Annotated in this window: 17 protein-coding genes; 9 read left to right on the top strand and 8 right to left on the bottom strand. The window is 72.0% G+C overall.

Going from position 1 to position 19,542, the window contains the following annotated elements:
* Positions 1-72 precede the first annotated feature (72 nt).
* Complete coding sequence (locus GPA10_RS19920) at positions 73-867, top strand: methyltransferase domain-containing protein (RefSeq protein WP_157166661.1); 795 nt, start codon at positions 73-75, stop codon at positions 865-867.
* A gap of 250 nt (positions 868-1,117) precedes the next feature.
* Here the strand turns inward: GPA10_RS19920 and GPA10_RS19915 are convergent, their stop codons facing one another.
* On the bottom strand, positions 1,118-2,041 hold the full coding sequence (locus GPA10_RS19915) for a carbohydrate kinase family protein (RefSeq protein ID WP_157166758.1): 924 nt from the start codon (positions 2,039-2,041) through the stop codon (positions 1,118-1,120).
* 275 nt (positions 2,042-2,316) lie between these two features.
* Positions 2,317-3,264: a pseudouridine-5'-phosphate glycosidase gene (locus GPA10_RS19910; RefSeq protein ID WP_157166660.1), complete on the bottom strand. Its 948-nt coding sequence runs from the start codon at positions 3,262-3,264 to the stop codon at positions 2,317-2,319.
* 46 nt (positions 3,265-3,310) lie between these two features.
* Between GPA10_RS19910 and GPA10_RS19905 the strand changes: the two genes are divergently transcribed.
* The gene (locus GPA10_RS19905) at positions 3,311-3,679 is read left to right on the top strand and encodes a cupin domain-containing protein (RefSeq protein WP_058851611.1); all 369 of its coding nucleotides are present in this window, start codon (positions 3,311-3,313) and stop codon (positions 3,677-3,679) included.
* 262 nt (positions 3,680-3,941) lie between these two features.
* Here GPA10_RS19905 and GPA10_RS19900 read toward each other — a convergent pair whose 3' ends face one another.
* From GPA10_RS19900 to GPA10_RS19890, 3 genes are all read right to left on the bottom strand, one after another.
* A complete protein-coding gene (locus tag GPA10_RS19900; protein WP_157166659.1) occupies positions 3,942-5,219 on the bottom strand; it encodes an MFS transporter in 1,278 nt (425 codons plus the stop codon).
* A 375-nt stretch (positions 5,220-5,594) separates the two neighbouring features.
* On the bottom strand, positions 5,595-6,176 hold the full coding sequence (locus tag GPA10_RS19895; protein ID WP_058851609.1) for a methylated-DNA--[protein]-cysteine S-methyltransferase: 582 nt from the start codon (positions 6,174-6,176) through the stop codon (positions 5,595-5,597).
* Positions 6,177-6,341: 165 nt separating this feature from the next.
* Complete coding sequence (locus tag GPA10_RS19890; protein ID WP_343041119.1) at positions 6,342-7,250, bottom strand: glycerophosphodiester phosphodiesterase; 909 nt, start codon at positions 7,248-7,250, stop codon at positions 6,342-6,344.
* 276 nt (positions 7,251-7,526) lie between these two features.
* Here GPA10_RS19890 and GPA10_RS19885 point away from each other — a divergent pair, with 276 nt between their 5' ends.
* From GPA10_RS19885 to GPA10_RS19860, 6 genes are all read left to right on the top strand, one after another.
* Entirely contained in the window at positions 7,527-8,417 is an 891-nt protein-coding gene (locus tag GPA10_RS19885; protein ID WP_157166658.1) for an MHYT domain-containing protein, read from the top strand.
* A 40-nt stretch (positions 8,418-8,457) separates the two neighbouring features.
* Positions 8,458-10,611, top strand: coding sequence for an excinuclease ABC subunit UvrB (uvrB, locus tag GPA10_RS19880; protein WP_157166657.1), 2,154 nt, complete (start codon positions 8,458-8,460; stop codon positions 10,609-10,611).
* 153 nt (positions 10,612-10,764) lie between these two features.
* Positions 10,765-11,343: a TerD family protein gene (locus GPA10_RS19875; RefSeq protein ID WP_343041118.1), complete on the top strand. Its 579-nt coding sequence runs from the start codon at positions 10,765-10,767 to the stop codon at positions 11,341-11,343.
* A gap of 80 nt (positions 11,344-11,423) precedes the next feature.
* Positions 11,424-13,373: a TerD family protein gene (locus GPA10_RS19870; RefSeq protein WP_157166656.1), complete on the top strand. Its 1,950-nt coding sequence runs from the start codon at positions 11,424-11,426 to the stop codon at positions 13,371-13,373.
* Positions 13,374-13,733: 360 nt separating this feature from the next.
* Entirely contained in the window at positions 13,734-14,744 is a 1,011-nt protein-coding gene (locus tag GPA10_RS19865; protein WP_058851603.1) for a TerC family protein, read from the top strand.
* A gap of 117 nt (positions 14,745-14,861) precedes the next feature.
* Complete coding sequence (locus GPA10_RS19860; RefSeq protein WP_157166755.1) at positions 14,862-15,962, top strand: calcium:cation antiporter; 1,101 nt, start codon at positions 14,862-14,864, stop codon at positions 15,960-15,962.
* Positions 15,963-16,054: 92 nt separating this feature from the next.
* On the opposite strand, the gene GPA10_RS19855 is transcribed toward GPA10_RS19860, so the two are convergent.
* Positions 16,055-17,323, bottom strand: a complete 1,269-nt coding sequence (locus GPA10_RS19855) for an MFS transporter (protein WP_157166754.1) — start codon at positions 17,321-17,323, stop codon at positions 16,055-16,057.
* Between the two features lie 187 nt (positions 17,324-17,510).
* Between GPA10_RS19855 and aroQ the strand changes: the two genes are divergently transcribed.
* A complete protein-coding gene (aroQ, locus tag GPA10_RS19850; protein WP_058851602.1) occupies positions 17,511-17,972 on the top strand; it encodes a type II 3-dehydroquinate dehydratase in 462 nt (153 codons plus the stop codon).
* A 19-nt stretch (positions 17,973-17,991) separates the two neighbouring features.
* Here aroQ and GPA10_RS19845 read toward each other — a convergent pair whose 3' ends face one another.
* The gene (locus GPA10_RS19845) at positions 17,992-18,648 is read right to left on the bottom strand and encodes an MBL fold metallo-hydrolase (RefSeq protein WP_058851601.1); all 657 of its coding nucleotides are present in this window, start codon (positions 18,646-18,648) and stop codon (positions 17,992-17,994) included.
* 10 nt (positions 18,649-18,658) lie between these two features.
* Entirely contained in the window at positions 18,659-19,357 is a 699-nt protein-coding gene (locus tag GPA10_RS19840; RefSeq protein WP_157166654.1) for a maleylpyruvate isomerase family mycothiol-dependent enzyme, read from the bottom strand.
* Positions 19,358-19,542 lie beyond the last annotated feature (185 nt).

Here is a 19,542-nt window from a genome sequence, read left to right as displayed (position 1 = left end):
CAGTCCGGTCCGACACCACGCTGAGGCCTGTGGGAACGGAACACTCCGCTCCGAAGCTGTAATGATCCCCATATGACACGTATCGACGGACATGTCCTCGCTGGGCCGCCGCGCGAGGCGGCGGCCCGCTGCACCGCCTTCGCCGCTCTCTTCGACCCCACCACCTTCCGGCACATCGAACGGCTCGGCGTCGGGCCCGGCTGGCGCTGCTGGGAGGTCGGCGCCACCAGCACGTCCGTCGTGTCCTGGCTCGCCAAGCGGGTCGGACCCACCGGTCTCGTGCTCGCCACCGCCGTCGACACGGCGCCGCTGCGGTCCGCCGCGCGTCCGCCCGTCCAGGTGCGGACCCATGACCTGGGTGCCGACGCGCCGCCGCCCGAGACGTTCGACTTCGTACACGCCCGGCTGGTCCTCACCCGCGTACCGGACCGCGAACAAGCCCTGCGGTCCATGGTCCGGGCCCTGCGTCCGGGCGGCAGGCTCCTGGTCGAGGAGGCCGACCCGGCCCTGCAGCCGCACGCCTGCCCCGACGAGCACGGGCCCGAACAGGAGTTGGCGAACCGGCTTCGTGACGGCGTCCGCACCCTGCTCGCCGAGCGCGGCACCGACCTCGCGTACGGGCGGGTGCTGCCGCGGCTGCTGCGTGCCGCGGGGCTCCGCCAGGTGGAGGCCGACGCGTACTTCCCGCTGGTCTCCCCGGCGGGCGCGGCCCTGGAGTCCGCCACCGTCGAGCAGGTGCGCGCGGACCTCGTCGACGCGGGGCTCGCCACGCACGACGACGTCGAGCGGCACCTCGCCCACGTCGCCGAGCACGCCGTCGACCCGGCCTCGGCCCCGCTCGTCTCGGCCTGGGCCCGCAAAGCCTGACGTTTGCTTGTCCCGGGTGGGGTGTGCGAGGCCTGACGTTTGCTTGTCCCGGGTGGGGTGTGCGAGGCCTGACGTTTGCTTGTCCCGGGTGAGGTGTGCGAGGCCTGACGTTTGCTTGTCCCGGGTGGGGTGTGCGAGGCCTGCCTTCCGCTCGTCCCGGCCCGGGACCGCAGGGCCTGATCGCGGGGGCACGCGCTCCTGACGCCGTGTCACGACGCAGCGCCGTCCGCCACCTCGTCGGCACCGCCCTTCACCTCCCCTCGCGGGCGGTGTCGCAGGCGGGGGCCCGCCACGCCGGCCGGGCCCCGACCCGCGACACCGCCCGCGCCCCGGCCCTGCACCCCTCGGTCACCGCGTCCGGCAGCGCCGCCCCCGCGAGCCGTGCCGCGACGAACGCCCCGGTGAACGCGTCACCCGCCCCGGTGGAGTCCCGCGCGTCCGCCCGGACGGCCGGAACACGGGCCAGCACCTGTCCGTCCCGCACGGCCAGCGCGCCCTCCCCGCCCAGCTTGACCACCACCTCGGGGAACCGGCGGCTCAACTCGGCCGCCGCGTCAGCGGGTCCGGGCAGCCCGGTGAGCAGTTCCGCCTCGTCCCGGCTCGGCAGCAGCACGCTCACGCCCGCCGTGTCGGCCAGGAAGCGGTCCGGTCCGTGCCGGGCGAGGAACCCCGCCGAGGCCGGATCCACACTGACCGTGAGCCCACGCGCGCGTGCCGCCGCCAGGGCCGCCCGCGCCGTCTCGCGGCTAGGCCCGGCGAAGAACAGGTACCCGGACAGATGGAGCCAGACGACGCCATCGAGCAGCGAGGGTGACCAGTCGTCGGGTGACAGGCGCAGAGAGGCGCCGCTGTCGGTCAGGAACGTCCGCTCGGCCGCCGCGCCGGCCGCGTCCACCAGACTGATCACGGTGCCCGTGGGGGCGTCGGGGTCGACGGCCAGATGGGGACGTACGGCGGCACGGACCAGCATCTCCTCGTGCCACGCCGCCGCGTCGGCCCCGGCCCGCCCGAGGAAGCGCACGTCGGTGCAGCCCCAATGGGCCGCCCAGCACGCGACGTTGGCGCCCGCGCCGCCCGGCACGGTACGGATGGCGGCGGCCGTGTCGGTGCCCGGTGCGAGGGGGGTGTGGTGCCGGGCGACGATGTCCGTGACGACGTCACCCACGACCAGCAGTGCGCCGGGAGCAGTCCCGCCCTGCCCGTCGGCTCCAGCAGGGGCTCCATCCGGGACGGCGCTGAGAAAGGCTCCGTCCGGCTTGGTGGTGTCGGGTGGGGTCTCGTCCGGCCCGGCGGTGTCGGCACAGGTCTCGCCCGGTCCGGCGGTGCCGGTACAGGTCTCGCCCGGTCCGGCGGTGCCGGTACAGGTCTCGCCCGACCCGGCGGTGCCGGCAGAGGCCCCTTCCGGCCCCGCGGCGCCGACGGGAGCCCCATCCGGCCCGGCGGCACCGATCACCCCCGCACCCACGCCGCCGCGATCCGCGCGGCGAGGCGCACGTTCCCGCGCACGGCGGCGAGGTTGGCCTCCAGGGAGGCTCCTGCGGTGCGGTGCATCAGACGGTCGAGCAGGAACGGTGTCACGGCCTGGCCCGTCACGCCCTGTGCCGCGCACTCCCGCAGTGCCTCGTGGAGCACGCGCGCGTGGAGGGCGGGTTCGAGCTGCTCGGCCCTCGCCACGGGGTTGGCCACGACGAGAGCCGAATCGGGACCCGCCACCGTGTCCTGGGCGCGCATGACCGCGGCGACCTCCGCGGGCGTCCGCAGCGTCCAGTCCACGGCGTGCCCGGAGTCCGTGAGGTAGAAGCCGGGGAAGCGGTCGGTCCCGTAGCCGGCCACCGCGACGCCCAGCGTCTCCAGGCGCTGCAGCGTCGCCGCCACGTCCAGGATCGACTTCACCCCCGCACACACCACCGTAATCCGGGTCCGGGCGAGCAGGCCGAGGTCCGCCGACTCGTCCTGCGTGCGCGTCCACTCCCGGTGCACGCCGCCGAGGCCGCCCGTGGCGAACACCCGCAGTCCCGCGCGGGCCGCGAGCGACGCGGTCGCGGACACCGTGGTGGCTCCGTCGGCACCCGTGGCCACGGCGAGCGGCAGGTCGCGGTGGCCCAGCTTGCGGATGGCGTCGGACCCGGCGACGCGCTCCAACTGCTCCTCGGACAGGCCTACGCGGGGGCGGCCGTCCAGGACGGCGATCGTCGCCGGTACGGCGCCCTCCGCGCGTACGGCCTCCTCCAGTTCGAGTGCCACGCGCAGATTGCGCGGGCGCGGCAGTCCGTGCGCGATGATCGTGGACTCCAGGGCGACGACCGGATGCTGCCGGGAAAGAGCCGTCTGTACCTCGTCGGACACCACCAACACGGTCAGCCTCCTGCCAGTCGGGCCAGTCGGGTCTCCCTTCATCCCTGGCGGTCGGGGCACCCCAGCAAACCCATTAGGGTGACCGGCCATGACCACGAATGATCAGAGCGCCGCCTCTTTTGCTGTGCACATTCCGGATGTCGCGCTGGAGGAGGAGCCGCTCGACCCGGCGCAGATCGTCTCCGGAGAGCCCGTCGTCACCGGCAAGGTCCTGTGGGAGTCCGCCGACGGCAAGCAGGTGCGCGGCATCTGGCAGATCACCCCGGGCGTCGTGACCGACACCGAGGCGAACGAGCTCTTCGTGGTCGTCAGCGGCCGCGCCACCGTCGCCGTGGAGGGCGGCGACGTACTGGAGATCGGCCCCGGCGACGCGGCCGTCCTGCGTGAGGGCGACCGTACGACGTGGACGGTGCACGAGACGCTGCGCAAGGCGTACCACATCACGCTTGGCGACTGAGCGGATCGCCTCCGACGGTGGGGCGGGGGCACGTACCGCGGTCGGGCGTGATCATCCCGGCGTCCGGGCGTGAACCCGCCCCGGGTGTCCGGGCGTGAACCCGCCCCGGGTGTCCGGGCAGGATGACGCTCGGTGGCCGGGCAGGATCATGCTCGGCGGCCGGAGACAGGGCACGCTCGGCGTCCAAGCGGGGCCACGCTCGGCGTCCGGGCGGGTTCACGCTCGGCGTCCGGGCGAAGTCACCTCTGACGGTTCGGCCGGATCACCCCCGGCGCCCGAGCAGGGCGAGCCCGGCGAGCGGCAGCAGCAGGAGCGCCGCGCCCAGGTTGAGCCAGCCGTAGCTCGCCCGCGCGACCACCAGGCCCGCCACGGCCCCGCCGACGCCCGCGGCGGCGTTCATGGTCAGGTCGGAGAGGCCCTGGGCGGCGGCGCGCGCTGCCTGCGGCACGGAGTCGGTGAGCAGCGCGGAGCCCGCCACGAGCCCCGCCGACCAGCCGAGGCCGAGCAGGAAGAGGCCCGCGGCCGTCTGCCCGTGGTTGCTCCCCGCGGTCCCGGCGAGCAGTGCCGCGCAGCCGAGGAGCCCCACGGACAGGCCGATCACCGCGAGCCGCCCGACGCGGTCGGCGAGTCGCCCCATCACCGGCGAGAAGGCGTACATGCCCGCGATGTGGCCGCTGATGACCAGGCCGATCAGGTCGATGCCCGCGCCGTGGTGGCCGAGGTCGACCGGGGTCATCGACATGATCGAGACCATGGCGGTGTGCGCGATGGTGACCGTCACCAGGGCGAGCCGGGCCCGGCCGGAGGCGGCGACCGCGGCGATCCCGTCCCGCAGCGAACTGCCCCCGGCCGTGCGCTCGGCGGCCGGTTCGAGGGCCCGCGCGGTGAGCAGCGGGTCCGGGCGCAGCAGCACCGCCACCACCAGCGCCGAGATCAGGAAGACACCGGCCGCCCACACGAAGGGCCCCGACGCCTCCGGGATGCCGAGCCCGTGGACGCTGCGCCCCGCGGGCGCCGCGATGTTGGGGCCGAGGACGGCGCCGATCGTCGTCGCCCACACGACGTTCGAGATGGCCCGCGCCCGGCCGTCGGGCTCGGCCAGGTCGGCCGCCGCGAACCGGGCCTGCAGATTGGCCGCCGACGCCGCGCCGAACCCGGCCATCCCGACGAGCAGCAGCGGGAAGCTCCCGACGGCCGCGGCCGCGACCACGACGGCCGCGCCCACCGCGCCGATCACATAGGCCAGTACGAGACCGGGGCGCCGGCCCCGCGCCGTCATCAGCGCCGCGAGCGGCACGGAGAGCAGCGCCGTCCCGGCGACGGTCGCCGTCGGCGCGAGCCCGGACAGCGACTCCCTGCCGCTGACCTCCTTCGCGAGGACGGCCGCGAGCGCGACGCCCGTGGCCACGCCGAGCCCGCCGAGTATCTGGCTCGCGACCAGGACCGCGGTGACCCGGCGCCGCACCGAGGGCAGCTCCTCGACACCCACGGGCACCCCGGCCACGGACCCGGAGCCGGCCACCCGCCCGATGGCCCTCATCTGGGAAACCGGGGATATCGGCGACATCGGGGACATCGGCGACACCGAGGGCGTCGCGGATCGTGGGGGACCGGCATGGCACCCCGGGGCACCGACGGCGACTGCTGCCACGACGGCGGCGAGGAGGATATGACCACGCGCGCAGTGTGCCAGGAAGGCGCTGACGGGGACATGACCTGTTCCGGAAGGAGTGCTTCAAGAAGCGGCTCAAGGAGTGCCTCAAGGAGCGGCTCAAGGGGTGCTCCAGGGAGTGCTTTAAGGGGTGCCCCAAGGGGCGCCTCGCGGAGTGCCTCAAGGGGCGGCTCAAGGACTGCCTCAAGGGGTGCCTTGAGGAGCGCCTCAAGGAGCCCCTCAAGGAGTGCCTCGCAGAGCGCCTCAGAACAGCGGCGCGGGCAGCACCCCTTCCAGCGCGAGGAGCTGCCGCTTCGTCTCCAGGCCGCCCCCGAAGCCGCCGATGCCGCCGTCGCGCTCCACCACGCGGTGGCAGGCCACGACGACCGGCAGCGGATTGGAGCCCATCGCGACGCCCACCGCCTGGGCCGCGCCGGGCTGGCCGACGCGCCGGGCCAGGTCGCCGTACCCCACCACCGTGCCGAACGGCACGCCCGTGGCCAGTTCGCGCAGCACCTGGCGGTTGAAGCCGGATATCAGCGACCAGTCGAGCGGCAGCTCGAAGTCGCGCAGCTCACCCGCGAAATACGCCCGCAGCTGGCGCACGGGCTCCGCGAGGAGCGGCGAGGCGGGGTCCTCGGCCGGCTCGGCGCCGAGGCGGGACGCGAGCCGCGCCAGTGCCTTGTCGCGCACGTCGGGCGTGGCGTGGAAGACGACGTTGACCAGGCCGTTGTCCGTCGCGGCCAGCAGCAGCGGGCCGATGTCGGAGGCGACGACGGTCCACACGGCGCGGGGGCGCGGGGCCTGCGGCCCGCGCTCGTCCCGGTCCTGCTCGTGGTGCCCCATGGCGTTCATGACGCATACGGTACGACCGGCCACTGACAGCGCCGCGGGACGATGGTCCCGCGGCGCCGGGCGGGCCGTGGCCCCGCCGCTCCGGGCAGGCGGTGGTGGTGCCGCTCCGGGCAGGCGGGCGCCCGCCGTGCCGGGGCCGGTGCCGCGCGCCCGACCTCAGCCGCGGATCGCGCCGCGCACCACGTCGGGCTTGTTGGTGATGATGCCGTTCACACCGAACCCGGCGACGCGCTGGGCGGCGGCGGCCTCGTCCACGGTCCAGGTGAAGATCTCCAGGCGCTTGCCGTGCGGGCCCTTGAGCGCGTGGATCGCGGCCACGTAGTCGGCGGATATGGACGTGTGCGTCGAGTTGATCTGGTCCGCGAACTTGGCGTACGCGGGCAGGTCGGCGACCGCGGGCGTGCCGAGGAAGCCGGTCTTGACGTCCGGCCGCAGCTCGTGCACCTTCTTCACGCTGTCCGCGCCGAAGCTCTGGATGACCAGCTTGTTCTTGACGTGGTTGCGGTCGAGCCAGCCCGTCTTGCGCAGCACCCGCAGGGTGTCCTGCTCGATGCCGGGGTACAGCTCCGGCTTCTTGATCTCCAGGACCAGGCTCTGGTGGTTGCGCGAGACGCGGTTCATGTACTGCGTCAGCGTCGGCACCCGCGCGCCCTTGTACTTCTCCCCGAACCAACTGCCCGCGTCAAGCTCGGCGATCTCCGCCGCCGTGAAGTCCTTCACCTTCCACGGGGCGCGGTCGGGGAAGACCTCCTCGACGTTCGTGGTCCGCTTCAGGTTGTCGTCGTGGACGATGACGAGCTCGCCGTCCTTGGTGCGCTGGACGTCGTTCTCGACCCAGCGGAAGCCCATCCGCGCGGCCTTGTCGATCGCGGCCAGCGTGTTCTCGGGCGCGTAGGCGGAGGCGCCGCGGTGTGCCACGACTGTGGGGGTCTTGTGTGCGGCGGCCGACTTCCCAGTTGCGACGGCGGCGTCGGCGGGGGTCCGCGCGGCAGCGGTGGAGGGCAGGACGAGCGCGCCTGCCCCCAGCAGGGCGGCGGTGGTGGCAGCGGCGGCGCGTACGTACACGGGTTCTCCTCGCGTCAGGACTCACGGGGGTTCCGTTTGAGAATGACAGTGCACGGCCAACTACTGACAGGTACAGGATGGCCACAGGTTGAACGCCAATCCCCCAAGTGAGGACCCCGCGCGCGGAAGCCGTGTTTCTTTGCCGGAAAATCGTTCGTGCGTTCACGGCTGAGCCCTACTCTCACCTCAGTCCACGGCCCCTCGTCAGGCCGTCGGACAGGGAAGACGGGGCGTTCCGGGGACATCCGAGTACGACAGGCGGAAGGGCTACCGCTCATGGAGGGCACGGTCGACGGCTTCAGCTACGGATTCGTCACGCCCGTGGTCGCCTACCTGATGGCATGCCTCGGAGGGGCGCTCGGCCTGCGCTGCACCACGAGATCGCTGCTCGTCGCGCACTCCTGGCGCCCCGGCTGGCTCGCCCTCGGCTCCGCGGCCATCGGCTCCGGCATCTGGACGATGCACTTCATCGCCATGATGGGCTTCACCGTGGAGGGCACCCCGATCCACTACGACCGGACGACGACCTTCGCGAGCCTCGCCGTCGCCATCGTCATGGTCGGCATCGGGATCTTCATCGTCGGCTACCGCGGCGCCAGGGGAACCGCGCTCTTCACCGGGGGCACCATCACGGGGCTCGGCATCGCGTCGATGCACTACCTGGGAATGGCCGGTATGCGCCTTGGCGGCAGACTGGAGTACAACACCCTGACCGTGGCCGCCTCCGTGGTGATCGCCGTGGTCGCCGCCATCGCCGCCCTGTGGGCCGCGGGCCAGATCAGGGGCTTCCTCTGGAGTCTCGGCGCCAGCCTCGTCATGGGGCTCGCCGTCAGCGGCATGCACTACACCGGCATGGCCGCCGTCAGCGTGCATCTGCACGGTCCGTCCACCGCGCCGCCCGGCGACTCGTCCGCCGAGATCCTCGCCCCCCTCATGGTCGGCCCGCTCGCCTTCCTGCTGCTCGCGGGCGTCATCGTGATGTTCGATCCGCTGATGATGCTGGGCAAGGCCGACCTGAAGGCCGCCGCGCGCCCGCGCACCTCCCCGTACTCCGTGCCCCGCTCCGGGGACCGCCCGATGTCACACGTGAGCCGCCGCGGCGGGCCCCGCCCCGCCACCCGCAGGAGCCGCCGCCGGCCGGAGGCGCGCGCCCTGCGGAAGTGGTGAGCGGAGGGCGTTGTCAGTGGGTGGTCGTACGGTTGATTCCATGCGGCCCGTATCGAAGATCGAACGCACGGTGGCGCCTTTCGAGGTCGTCAGCCCGTACCAGCCCAGTGGCGACCAGCCCACGGCCATCGCCGACCTGGACAAGCGCATCCGCGCAGGTGAGAAGGACGTCGTCCTGCTCGGCGCGACCGGCACCGGCAAGTCGGCCACCACCGCGTGGATGATCGAGAAGCTCCAGCGCCCCACCCTCGTGATGGCGCCGAACAAAACCCTGGCCGCCCAGCTGGCGAACGAGTTCCGAGAGCTCCTCCCGAACAACGCCGTCGAGTACTTCGTCTCGTACTACGACTACTACCAGCCCGAGGCCTACGTCCCCCAGTCGGACACGTACATCGAGAAGGACTCCTCGATCAACGAGGAGGTCGAGCGCCTGCGCCACTCCGCGACGAACTCGCTGCTCACCCGCCGCGACGTCGTCGTGGTCGCGTCCGTCTCCTGCATCTACGGCCTCGGCACCCCACAGGAGTACGTGGACCGTATGGTGCCGCTCAAGGTCGGCGAGGAGATCGACCGCGACCAGCTCCTGCGCCGCTTCGTCGACATCCAGTACACCCGCAACGACCTCGCCTTCACCCGCGGCACCTTCCGCGTCCGCGGCGACACCATCGAGATCTTCCCGGTCTACGAGGAGCTGGCCGTCCGGATCGAGATGTTCGGCGACGAGATCGAGGCCCTCTCCACGCTGCACCCCCTGACCGGCGAGGTCATCAGCGACGACGACCATCTGTACGTCTTCCCGGCGTCCCACTACGTGGCGGGCCCCGAGCGCCTGGAGAAGGCCGTCACCGGCATCGAGAAGGAGCTCGCCGAGCGCCTCGCGGAGCTGGAGAAGCAGGGCAAGATGCTGGAGGCCCAGCGCCTGCGCATGCGCACCACGTACGACCTGGAGATGCTGCGCCAGATCGGCTCCTGCTCCGGCGTCGAGAACTACTCGATGCACTTCGACGACCGCGCCCCCGGCACCGCCCCCAACACCCTCCTCGACTACTTCCCCGAGGACTTCCTGCTCGTCCTGGACGAGTCGCACGTCACGGTCCCCCAGATCGGCGCGATGTACGAGGGCGACGCCTCCCGCAAGCGCACCCTCGTCGACCACGGCTTCCGGCTGCCCTCCGCCCTGGACAACCGCCCGCTGAAGTGGGAGGAGTTCCTCGGACGCATCGGCCAGACCGTCTATCTCTCAGCGACCCCGGGCAAGTACGAGCTCTCGCGCGGCGACGGCTTCGTCGAGCAGATCATCCGCCCCACCGGCCTCGTCGACCCCGAGGTCGTCGTCAAGCCCACCGAGGGCCAGATCGACGACCTGGTGCACGAGATCCGCAAGCGCACCGAGAAGGACGAGCGCGTCCTCGTCACCACCCTCACCAAGAAGATGGCCGAGGACCTCACCGACTACTTCCTGGAGCTCGGCATCCAGGTCCGCTATCTGCACAGCGACGTCGACACCCTGCGCCGCGTCGAGCTCCTGCGCGAACTGCGCGCCGGTGAGTACGACGTCCTGGTCGGCATCAACCTCCTCCGGGAGGGCCTGGACCTGCCCGAGGTCTCCCTGGTGGCGATCCTCGACGCGGACAAGGAGGGCTTCCTGCGCTCGGGGACCTCCCTGATCCAGACCATCGGCCGCGCCGCGCGCAACGTCTCCGGCCAGGTCCACATGTACGCCGACAAGATCACCCCGGCGATGGAGAAGGCCATCGACGAGACCAACCGCCGCCGGGAGAAGCAGATCGCGTACAACAAGGAGAAGGGCATCGACCCGCAGCCCCTCCGCAAGAAGATCAACGACATCGTGTCGGCGATCGCACGCGAGGAGGTCGACACCGAGCAACTGCTCGGCACCGACTACCGCAAGGCGAAGGACGGCAAGGGCGCCAAGGCCCCGGTGCCCTCCCTCGGCAGCGCGGCCAAGGACGGCAAGAAGGCCGCCGCGGCCGGATCCGCCAAGGGCAAGGGCGCGAAGGCGGCGCCCACGGACCGCCCCGCCACCGAACTCGCCGCGCAGGTCGAGGAGATGACCGAGCGGATGCGCACGGCCGCCGCGAACCTCCAGTTCGAGATCGCCGCCCGGCTGCGGGACGAGGTGTCGGAGATGAAGAAGGAGCTGCGGCAGATGAAGGAAGCCGGCCTCGCGTAGCGCGTGCCGGAAGCCGGCCCGGCGTAGCGCAGTGTTGCAACACCGACACAAAGTGCCCGACCGGGTGCGTCGCCCTGGACACCGCTGCATAGGGTGAACGGGCAACCGCCGCAACGGGCGGTTGCCCGGGGCAGTTCGAGAAGGGGACAGCGCGTGACGGTCAACATGACCAAGGGCCAGGCCATCAGCCTGCAGAAGAACGACGGGGGCGCGCTGACCTCAGTGCGCATGGGGCTCGGCTGGCAGGCGGCCCCGCGGCGCGGCCTGTTCGGTTCGCGCACCCGCGAGATCGACCTCGACGCGTCGGCGGTGCTCTTCGCCGACAAGCAGCCCGTCGACGTGGTGTTCTTCCGCCACCTCATCAGCGACGACGGCTCGGTGCGGCACACCGGCGACAACCTCGTCGGCGGCGTCGGCCAGGGCGGCGACGACGAGGCCATCCTCGTGGACCTCCAGCGCGTCCCGGTCCACATCGACCAGATCGTCTTCACGGTGAACTCCTTCACCGGCCAGACCTTCCAGGAGGTGCAGAACGCCTTCTGCCGCCTGGTCGACGAGACCAACGGCCAGGAGCTGGCCCGCTACACCCTCGACGGCGGCGGCCAGTACACCGCCCAGATCATGGCCAAGGTGCACCGCGCGGGCTCCGGCTGGCAGATGACGGCCCTCGGCAACCCTGCCAACGGCCGCACCTTCCAGGACCTGATGCCGGCGATCCTGCCGCACCTGTAAGCACCGGGGGCCGTCCGTCCGGCACGGCAGTCCGAAACGCAGGCCCGGTGAGGGGGCCGACACAAGGGGGAACGAACGCGATGACGGCTGAGCTGGTCAGGGGGCAGAACCACGCACTGCCCGGTACCCGCCTCGAGATCCGGGTGTCGGCCGGCAAGCCGATCGTGGCTGGGGCCACGCTCAGCGACGAAGGGCGCGCGGTGCGCGGCACGTCCTGGGTCGCGCACCCCGGCGCGCCCACCCTGCCGGGGCTCGAAGTGTCCCAGCAGGCGGCGGCCGACCACCGTCTCGCCGTCGACCTGGACGCCCTGCCGGACGGGGCGCACCAGGTCAACGTGATGCTCGCGCTGCCGGTCGGCGTCGGCGGCCCGGTCACCTTCGGCGCCGTCGCCGCCCCCTTCGTCGCCGTCACCGGCCTCGACGGCACCGAGATCGCCAGCTACACGATCACGGACCTGTCCGCCGAGTCCGCCGTCGTCGCCCTGGAGCTGTACCGCAGGGGCGACGCCTGGAAGGTCCGTGCCGTCGGCCAGGGCTATGCGGGCGGCCTCGCCGACCTGCTGGCCGACCAGGGCCTGACCGACGCCCGGGAACTGGCGGGCGCCATCAACGAGGCGGTGGCGCGCGGCCTGGCCCGCTCGGTGGCAGCGCCCCCGCCCCGCCCCGCCGACGAGGCCCGGGTGCGCGCCGCGGCCCAGGGCCACACCGCCCCCGGCCAGCCGGCCACCCCGCCCGACCCGGCCGCCGAACCCCCGGCCCAGCCCGTGGTCCCTGCGGCCCCCGCCGCCCCCGCGCAGCAGCCCGGCGACGGCGGCCCCGTGAACTACACCCACCCGCGCCGTCAGACCGCCGCGCCCCCGCCGCCCCCGCCCGCGGCGTCCCCCGCGGCGCCCGGACAGCACCCCGCGCCCGTCGCCGGTGACGCCACCGGCTGGTCCCTGGAGGAGCGGCTCTACAACCAGGTCTGGGGCATGTTCGAAGACCTGGCCCGCACGGCCGCCGCGTACCGCAGCGCTGTGGACTTCGCCGACTCCCGCATGGAGCAGGAGCTGGACAAGGTCCTCTCCGACCCGCGCAGCCGCATCGGCGACACCGGGGACACCGCGCGCGCCGCCGCCCGTGCCCGCCACGGCGACCTCGTCGACCAGGCGCGCGCCGCCCTCGACCGCGACCTGGCCCAGCTCGCCGCCGAGGCGGAGGTCGTGGAGCCGGCCCTGCCCGTGGCCTTCGCCGACTGGTCGAGCCCCGTCTGGCAGGGCTATCGCGCGCCCATGGAGGTCCCGATGGCGCTGCGCCTCGGCGGCCTGCACCTGCCCGAGCGCCCGGACCTGCGCATCCCCATGCTCGTCCGGCTGCCCCTCGAACGCGGCCTGTGGATCGACAGCGGCCGCTCCGGCACGGACTCCCTCGCCGACGCGGACCAGCTGCGCCGCCTCGCCCTGGACAGCGCCGTGACGCACGCTGCCCGGCTGCTCGCCTCGTACCCGCCCGGCGCGTTCACGGTGCACGTCATCGACGCCGCGGGCACCGGCCGGAGCGCCTTCGCCCCGCTCGTGACGGCCGGAGTCCTGGACGAGCCGCCCGCGACCGGCGCCGCCGGTGTCACCGCCATGCTCAAGCGGCTCACCCAGCGTGTGGACCTGGTGCAGATGGCCGTCAGGGGCGGTGTCGCCGACGCGCTGCCGCAGGATCTGGACACCGGTGAGCAGCTGCTCGTCGTCAACGACTTCCCGCACGGCTTCGACGACCGCGCCGTGACCCGGCTGCGCTACCTCGCCGACGAGGGCCCCGCGGTCGGCGTCCACCTCATGATGGTCGCCGACCGCGAGGAGGCCGCCGAGTACGGCCCCCTGCTCGACCCGCTGTGGCGGGCCCTGCTGCGCCTGACGCCGGTGCCCGAGGACCACCTCGCGGACCCCTGGGTCGGCCACGCGTGGACGTACGAGCCGCCGGCGGTGCCGCCGGGCAGCCAGGTGCTCGCCCACGTCCTGGACCGGGTGGGAGCGGCCCGCCGCACCGGAAGCCGCTGACGGCCGTCCCTCGCCCGGGGCCCCTCGCCCCTCTCCCCTCGCCGCACAGCCCGCCCGCCCCCATCGCGGGCGGGCTGTTGTCGTTCGGTGGCGAGCTTTGTCGATCTAATGACTGTCGGCAGCCCATCTACCGTCCTGACCTGGCCACTTGGGCGTTGTTTGCCGCTCCCTTTACCTAACCTTGGTGTTTCGCGTACCCTGGTGCGTGCGGAGGGGAGTACTCCCGTACGCGACGTGCCCGTCAATACGGACCGCCATCGGTCCCGGGGCGTCGGCCCGAGGCGCGGACAGCGCGCCCGGGTGGAAGAGACCTCCGGCAGCGACGACGCTGATCAGTAGCCGTACGACGCCGGAGGCGCAGTGGACGTTTCTATGACCCTGTGGGTGCTGACCGTTCTCGGTCTGTGTGCCCTGATCGCGGTGGACTTCTTCATCGGGCGCAAGCCCCACGACGTGTCCATCAAGGAAGCCGGTACGTGGACGATCGTCTGGATCGTGCTCGCCGTGCTGTTCGGAATAGGCCTGCTCATCGCGGGTGAGAGCCAGGCGTCCGGCGAGTTCTTCGCGGGCTTCATCACCGAGAAGTCGCTGAGCGTCGACAACCTCTTCGTCTTCATCCTGATCATGGCGAAGTTCTCGGTGCCCTCCCACCTCCAGCAGCGCGTACTGCTGTTCGGCGTGCTGATCGCCCTGGTCCTGCGAGCGATCTTCATCGCCGCCGGTGCCGCGGTCATCGCCAACTTCTCCTGGGTCTTCTACATCTTCGGCGCGTTCCTGATCTACACCGCCTGGAAGCTCATCCAGGAGGCCCGCGCCGACGAGGAGGAGGACGACTGGGAGGAGAACCGCCTCCTGAAGTCCATCGAGAAGAAGTTCGGCGTCTCGGACCGCTACGAGGGCACGAAGCTGTTCATCCAGAAGAACGGCAAGCGCATCATGACGCCCCTCATGGTCGTCATGCTCGCCATCGGCACCACCGACGTCCTGTTCGCGATGGACTCCATCCCGGCGATCTTCGGCCTCACCCAGGACCCGTACATCGTCTTCACCGCCAACGCCTTCGCCCTGATGGGTCTGCGGCAGCTGTACTTCCTCATCGGCGGACTGCTGAAGAAGCTGGTCCACCTGAGCTACGGCCTGTCGGTGATCCTCGGCTTCATCGGCGTCAAGCTCGTCCTGCACGCCTTGCACGAGAACGGGGTACACGTCCCCGAGATCTCCATCCCGGTGTCGCTCGGCGTCATCTGCGGCGTGCTGGTCATCACCACGATCACCAGCCTCATGGCCTCCAAGAAGCAGCAGGAGCGCGAGGCGGCCGAGGCCGGCCCGTCCGGCAGCGACGACAGCCAGAAGGACAGCGTCGAGGCGTAAGCGCACAGAAGAGCCATCTGGAGCGGTGCACGGTCGGTCGTCGACCGTGCACCGCTCCCGCATAGAAAGGCACACATGAAGTCGCGGCCCTCCCGTGAGCGGGGCAGCATCAAGTACATGATCCCTAAGTTCCGGGCACTCGCCGCGCGGTGGACGACCGCCGTGCCCGTGCTCGGAGTCGTCCTCCTCGTCCTCACCTGGGGGCGCGATCTGCCCGGCCTCGTCGTCGCCCTGGTGACGGCGGTACTGGCCGGGGCCGTGCTCTCCGCGGTCCATCACGCGGAGGTCATCGCGCACCGCGTCGGCGAACCCTTCGGTTCCCTGGTCCTTGCCGTGGCGGTCACGATCATCGAGGTCGCCCTCATCGTCACCCTGATGGTCGACGGCGGCGACAAGAGCGCGACCCTCGCCCGTGACACGGTCTTCGCGGCCGTCATGATCACCTGTAACGGCATAGTGGGTCTCTGTCTGCTGACCGGAGCCCTGCGCCACCGCGTGGCCGTCTTCAACTCCGAGGGCACCGGTGCCGCGCTCGCGACCGTCGCCACCCTGGCCACGCTGAGCCTGGTCCTGCCGACCTTCACGACGTCGAAGCCGGGCCCGGAGTTCTCCACCTCGCAGCTCACCTTCGCCGCACTGGCCTCACTCGTCCTGTACGGACTGTTCGTCGCGACCCAGACCGTACGGCACCGCGACTACTTCCTGCCGGTCACCAAACAGGGCAAGGTCGTCGACGGCGACGACCACGCCGAGGTGCCCTCCTCGCGCACCGCCCTCATCAGCCTCGGCCTCCTCGGGCTCGCCCTGATCGGTGTCGTCGGGCTCGCCAAGGGCGTGTCGCCGACGATCGAGTCGGGCGTCGAGTCCGCGGGCCTGCCGCACGCCGTGGTCGGTGTGATCATCGCCCTGCTCGTGCTGCTCCCGGAGACCATCGCGGCCGTGCGCGCGGCCCGCAGGGACCGCGTCCAGACCAGCCTCAACCTGGCCCTCGGCTCGGCGATGGCCAGCATCGGCCTGACCATTCCCGCCGTCGCCATCGCCTCCGTGTGGCTGTCCGGGCCGCTCGTGCTCGGCCTCAGCTCCACCCATATGGTGCTGCTCGTCCTCACGGTCCTCGTCGGCACGCTCACGGTCGTCCCCGGACGCGCCACACCGCTGCAGGGCGGTGTGCACCTGGTCCTGTTCGCGGCGTACCTGGAGCTCGCGGTCAATCCATGAGATGTGGTGTCCGGCCGGGACGCGCCGCGATCCGGCCGGACACCATGCCTCACCGCACGTACCTCCCCGAGCATCCGGGCGGTGGCGCACGGTCATCCGGCGACCGGCACCACCACCTCCTTCCGCGCGGGCCGCGTCTCCGGCAGCAGCGCGAAGCACCCGAGGCTCAGCACCGCCATCGCCGCCAGATACGCCGCCACACCCCACGGAGGCCCCTCGCCCCGGGCCGCCGCCGTCGCCACCATGGGCGTGAGCGCACCACCGAGGACCCCGGCGAGGTTGTAGCCCACCGCGGCGCCCGTGCAGCGCACACGGGGCGCGTACAGCTCCGGCAGATACGCCGAGACCACGGCGAACATCGTGACGAACGCGAGCATCGTCACCAGGAAGCCGGTGAACATCAGCAGTGGCTCTCCCGTGGCCAGGAGGGCGACCATCGGGAACATCCACAGGGCGGTGGCCGCGCACCCCACCAGACACATCGGTCGCCGTCCGTAGCGGTCGCCGAGCAGGGCCGCCACCGGTGTCAGGGCGCCCTTCACGACGACGGCCGCCATGATGCAGGCCAGCATGACCGTACGGCTCACGCCGAGCTGCTCCACGCCGTACGCCAGCGACCACGTCGTGACCGCGTAGAACACCGCGTACCCGACGGCGAGCGCGCCCGCCGTGAGCAGCACCAGGCGCCAGTGCTCGCGCGCGACCTCGACGAACGGCACGCGCGCGTGCTCGCGCACCTGAAGGAAGTCCGGGCTCTCCACGAGCGAGGCGCGCAGCACGAGACCGGCCAGGGCCAGAAGGCCCGCCCCCCAGAACGGGATCCGCCACCCCCAGGAGGCGAACTGCGCGTCCGTGAGCGCCGCGGAGAGCGTCAGCGTGATGCCGTTGGCCAGCAGGAACCCGATCGAAGGGCCGACCTGCGGGAAGCTCGACCACAGCGCCCGCCGCTCGGGTGGCGCGTGCTCGGCCGTGAGCAGGACCGCGCCGCCCCACTCGCCGCCGAGCCCCACGCCCTGGACGAAGCGCAGCACCAGGAGCAGCAGGGGAGCGGCCACACCGATCGACTCGAACGTCGGCACACAGCCGACGGCCACGGTGGCCAGGCCGGTCATCAGCAGGGAGATCACCAGGACGGGCCGCCGGCCGCGCCGGTCGCCGAGATGCCCGAAGAGCACCGAGCCGAGCGGCCGGGCCACGAAGCCCACGCCGAACGTCGCGAACGCGGCCAGCGTTCCCGCGAGCGGCGAGAAGGTCGGAAAGAACAGCGGCCCGAGGACGAGCGCCGCCGCGGTGCCGTAGATGAAGAAGTCGTAGAACTCGATGGCCGTCCCCACCAGCGACGCGGCGGCGAGCCGTGGCAGCGAGGGCCCTGAGGCCTGATCTGTTGACGGAGGGTCACTGTTGCGCACGCTGCGTCAACTACCCGGTGTGACGGGCGGTTACGGGGGCGTGCGGAGGTGTCGGCACGTGACCCGAAGTACGGCCTCGCGCTGCTCGTGTGCGATAAAACCATCTGTGAGCAGCAGCCCGACGCGCATGGAGGTCCCTGTGCCCCACACCCTCGCCACCGCCCCGGTCATGATCCTCAACGGGCCCAATCTGAACCTCCTGGGCAAGCGCCAGCCGGAGATCTACGGCACCGACACGCTCGCCGACGTCGAGGCGATGTGCGCCGAGGCGGCCGCCGCGCACGGCGGGACGGTCGACCTGCGCCAGTCCAACCACGAGGGCGAGTTGGTGGACTGGATCCACGAGGCGCGGGAACGGCACGCGGGCATCGTCATCAACCCGGCCGCGTACACGCACACCTCGATCGCGATCCTGGACGCCCTCAGCACCTGCGACGGGCTGCCCGTGGTGGAGGTCCACATCTCCAACGTCCACCAGCGCGAGGAGTTCCGCCGCCACTCGTACGTCTCCCAGCGTGCCGACGGCATCATCGTGGGCTGCGGGGTGCAGGGGTACGTGTTCGGGGTGGAGCGGGTGGCTGCGCTGGTGGCGCGGGGCTAGTCCCGCGCCACCAGCGGGGTCACCAGCCGCGCGTGCGCCACTCGGCGAGGTGCGGTCGCTCCGCGCCGAGGGTGGTGTCGCCGCCGTGGCCCGGGTAGACCCACGTCTCGTCGGGCAGCGTGCCGAAGATCTTGGCCTCGACGTCGCCGATGAGGCGCGCGAACCTCTCCGGGTCCTTCCAGGTGTTGCCGACGCCTCCGGGGAACAGGCAGTCGCCCGTGAAGACGTGCGGGTGGCCGTGGGGGTCGTCGTACACGAGGGCGATCGAGCCCGGGGTGTGGCCCACCAGATGCCGGGCGGTGAGCGTGATCCGGCCGAATGCGATGGTGTCGCCGTCGTCGACCAGGACGTCCGTGGGCACCGGGATGCCCTCGGCGTCCTCGCGGCCCGCGTACGTGCGCGCGCCCGTGGCCGCGACCACTTCCTCCAGCGCCTGCCAGTGGTCACCGTGCTGGTGCGTGGTGACGACGGACCCGATGCCGTCGTCACCGATCAGCGTCAGCAGCGTGTGCGCCTCGTTCGCCGCGTCGACGAGCAGCTGCTCGTCGGTGGCCCGGCAGCGCAGTAGGTAGGCGTTGTTGTTCATCGCCCCGACCGCGACCTTGGAGATCATCAGGTCCTGCAACTCGTGCACGTCCGCGGGTCCGCCGACCTGCACTGCTCCGCTGTACGTCATGGCCGCCAGCCTATAGCGGGGGGAGGGCGGGAAGTGGGCCGCCTTCGCAGGTCAGGTCGGCCGCCAGAGCGTCGCCGCCGCGGCGCCCGGCGAGCCAGCCGACCAGGGCGGGGGGCGGCCCCGCCACGGTCACCTCGGGCTTCTCCGCAGCGCGGCCCGTGCGCCACGCGCGCGTGCCGTCGGTGACGCTCGTCGCGGGCACGTCCGGGTTCCCCGAGAAGCGGGCGGTCAGGAAGTCGGTCTCGCGCTCCAGGAACTCGGCGGACAGATCCTCGAGGTGATATCCGACCCCCAGGTCGACGAGGTGCAGCTCCAATTCGACCCAGCGCCGGAACGGCACCCGTGACGCCGAGTCCGTGACGCCGTTGCGCATCGTGATGGTCCGGGACCAGTCGGCGGGCAGCGCGGCCTGCGCCTCCAGGCGCGCGGCGGACTCCCGCAGGTCGACGAGGTGGTCCGCGATCGGCCGGGGCGCGTCCCGCTCGATGTCGGCGCCACGGGCCGCCCCGCTCACGTACATGGGCCGCCCTGCCAGCACATTCACCAGCGCGTCGGCGTTCCGCGCCACGTGGGCGAGGACATGGCCGCGGGTCCAGCCCGGAAGCAGTGACGGCTCGGCCGTCGAGACGTTGTCCAGGTCGGTGGCTGCGGCGAGCAGCCGTTCGGTCGCGTCACGTACAGACGCCAGGTCGCGCACATGATCAATCATGGGCCCGACGATAGCTTCGCCACACGTTCGGGTGAAGGCGGTGGATGAGCCCCGCAAATCGAATGCCCGTGCTATACGCTCGACGATGGCATCGGGCACTCTTGAGAGTCGGGCTTCGTCCCCCCGGGTTCCACCCCGGACTCCTCCACACAGAGATCCAGCCCGGCGTTGTCAGTGGGTCGCTC

The sequence above is a fragment of the Streptomyces typhae genome, from assembly GCF_009755605.1.
GTDB classification, from domain to species: domain Bacteria; phylum Actinomycetota; class Actinomycetes; order Streptomycetales; family Streptomycetaceae; genus Streptomyces; species Streptomyces typhae.
The sequence above is the reverse complement of the archived record's forward strand: the minus strand, read 5'-3'. Positions and strand labels throughout refer to the sequence as shown.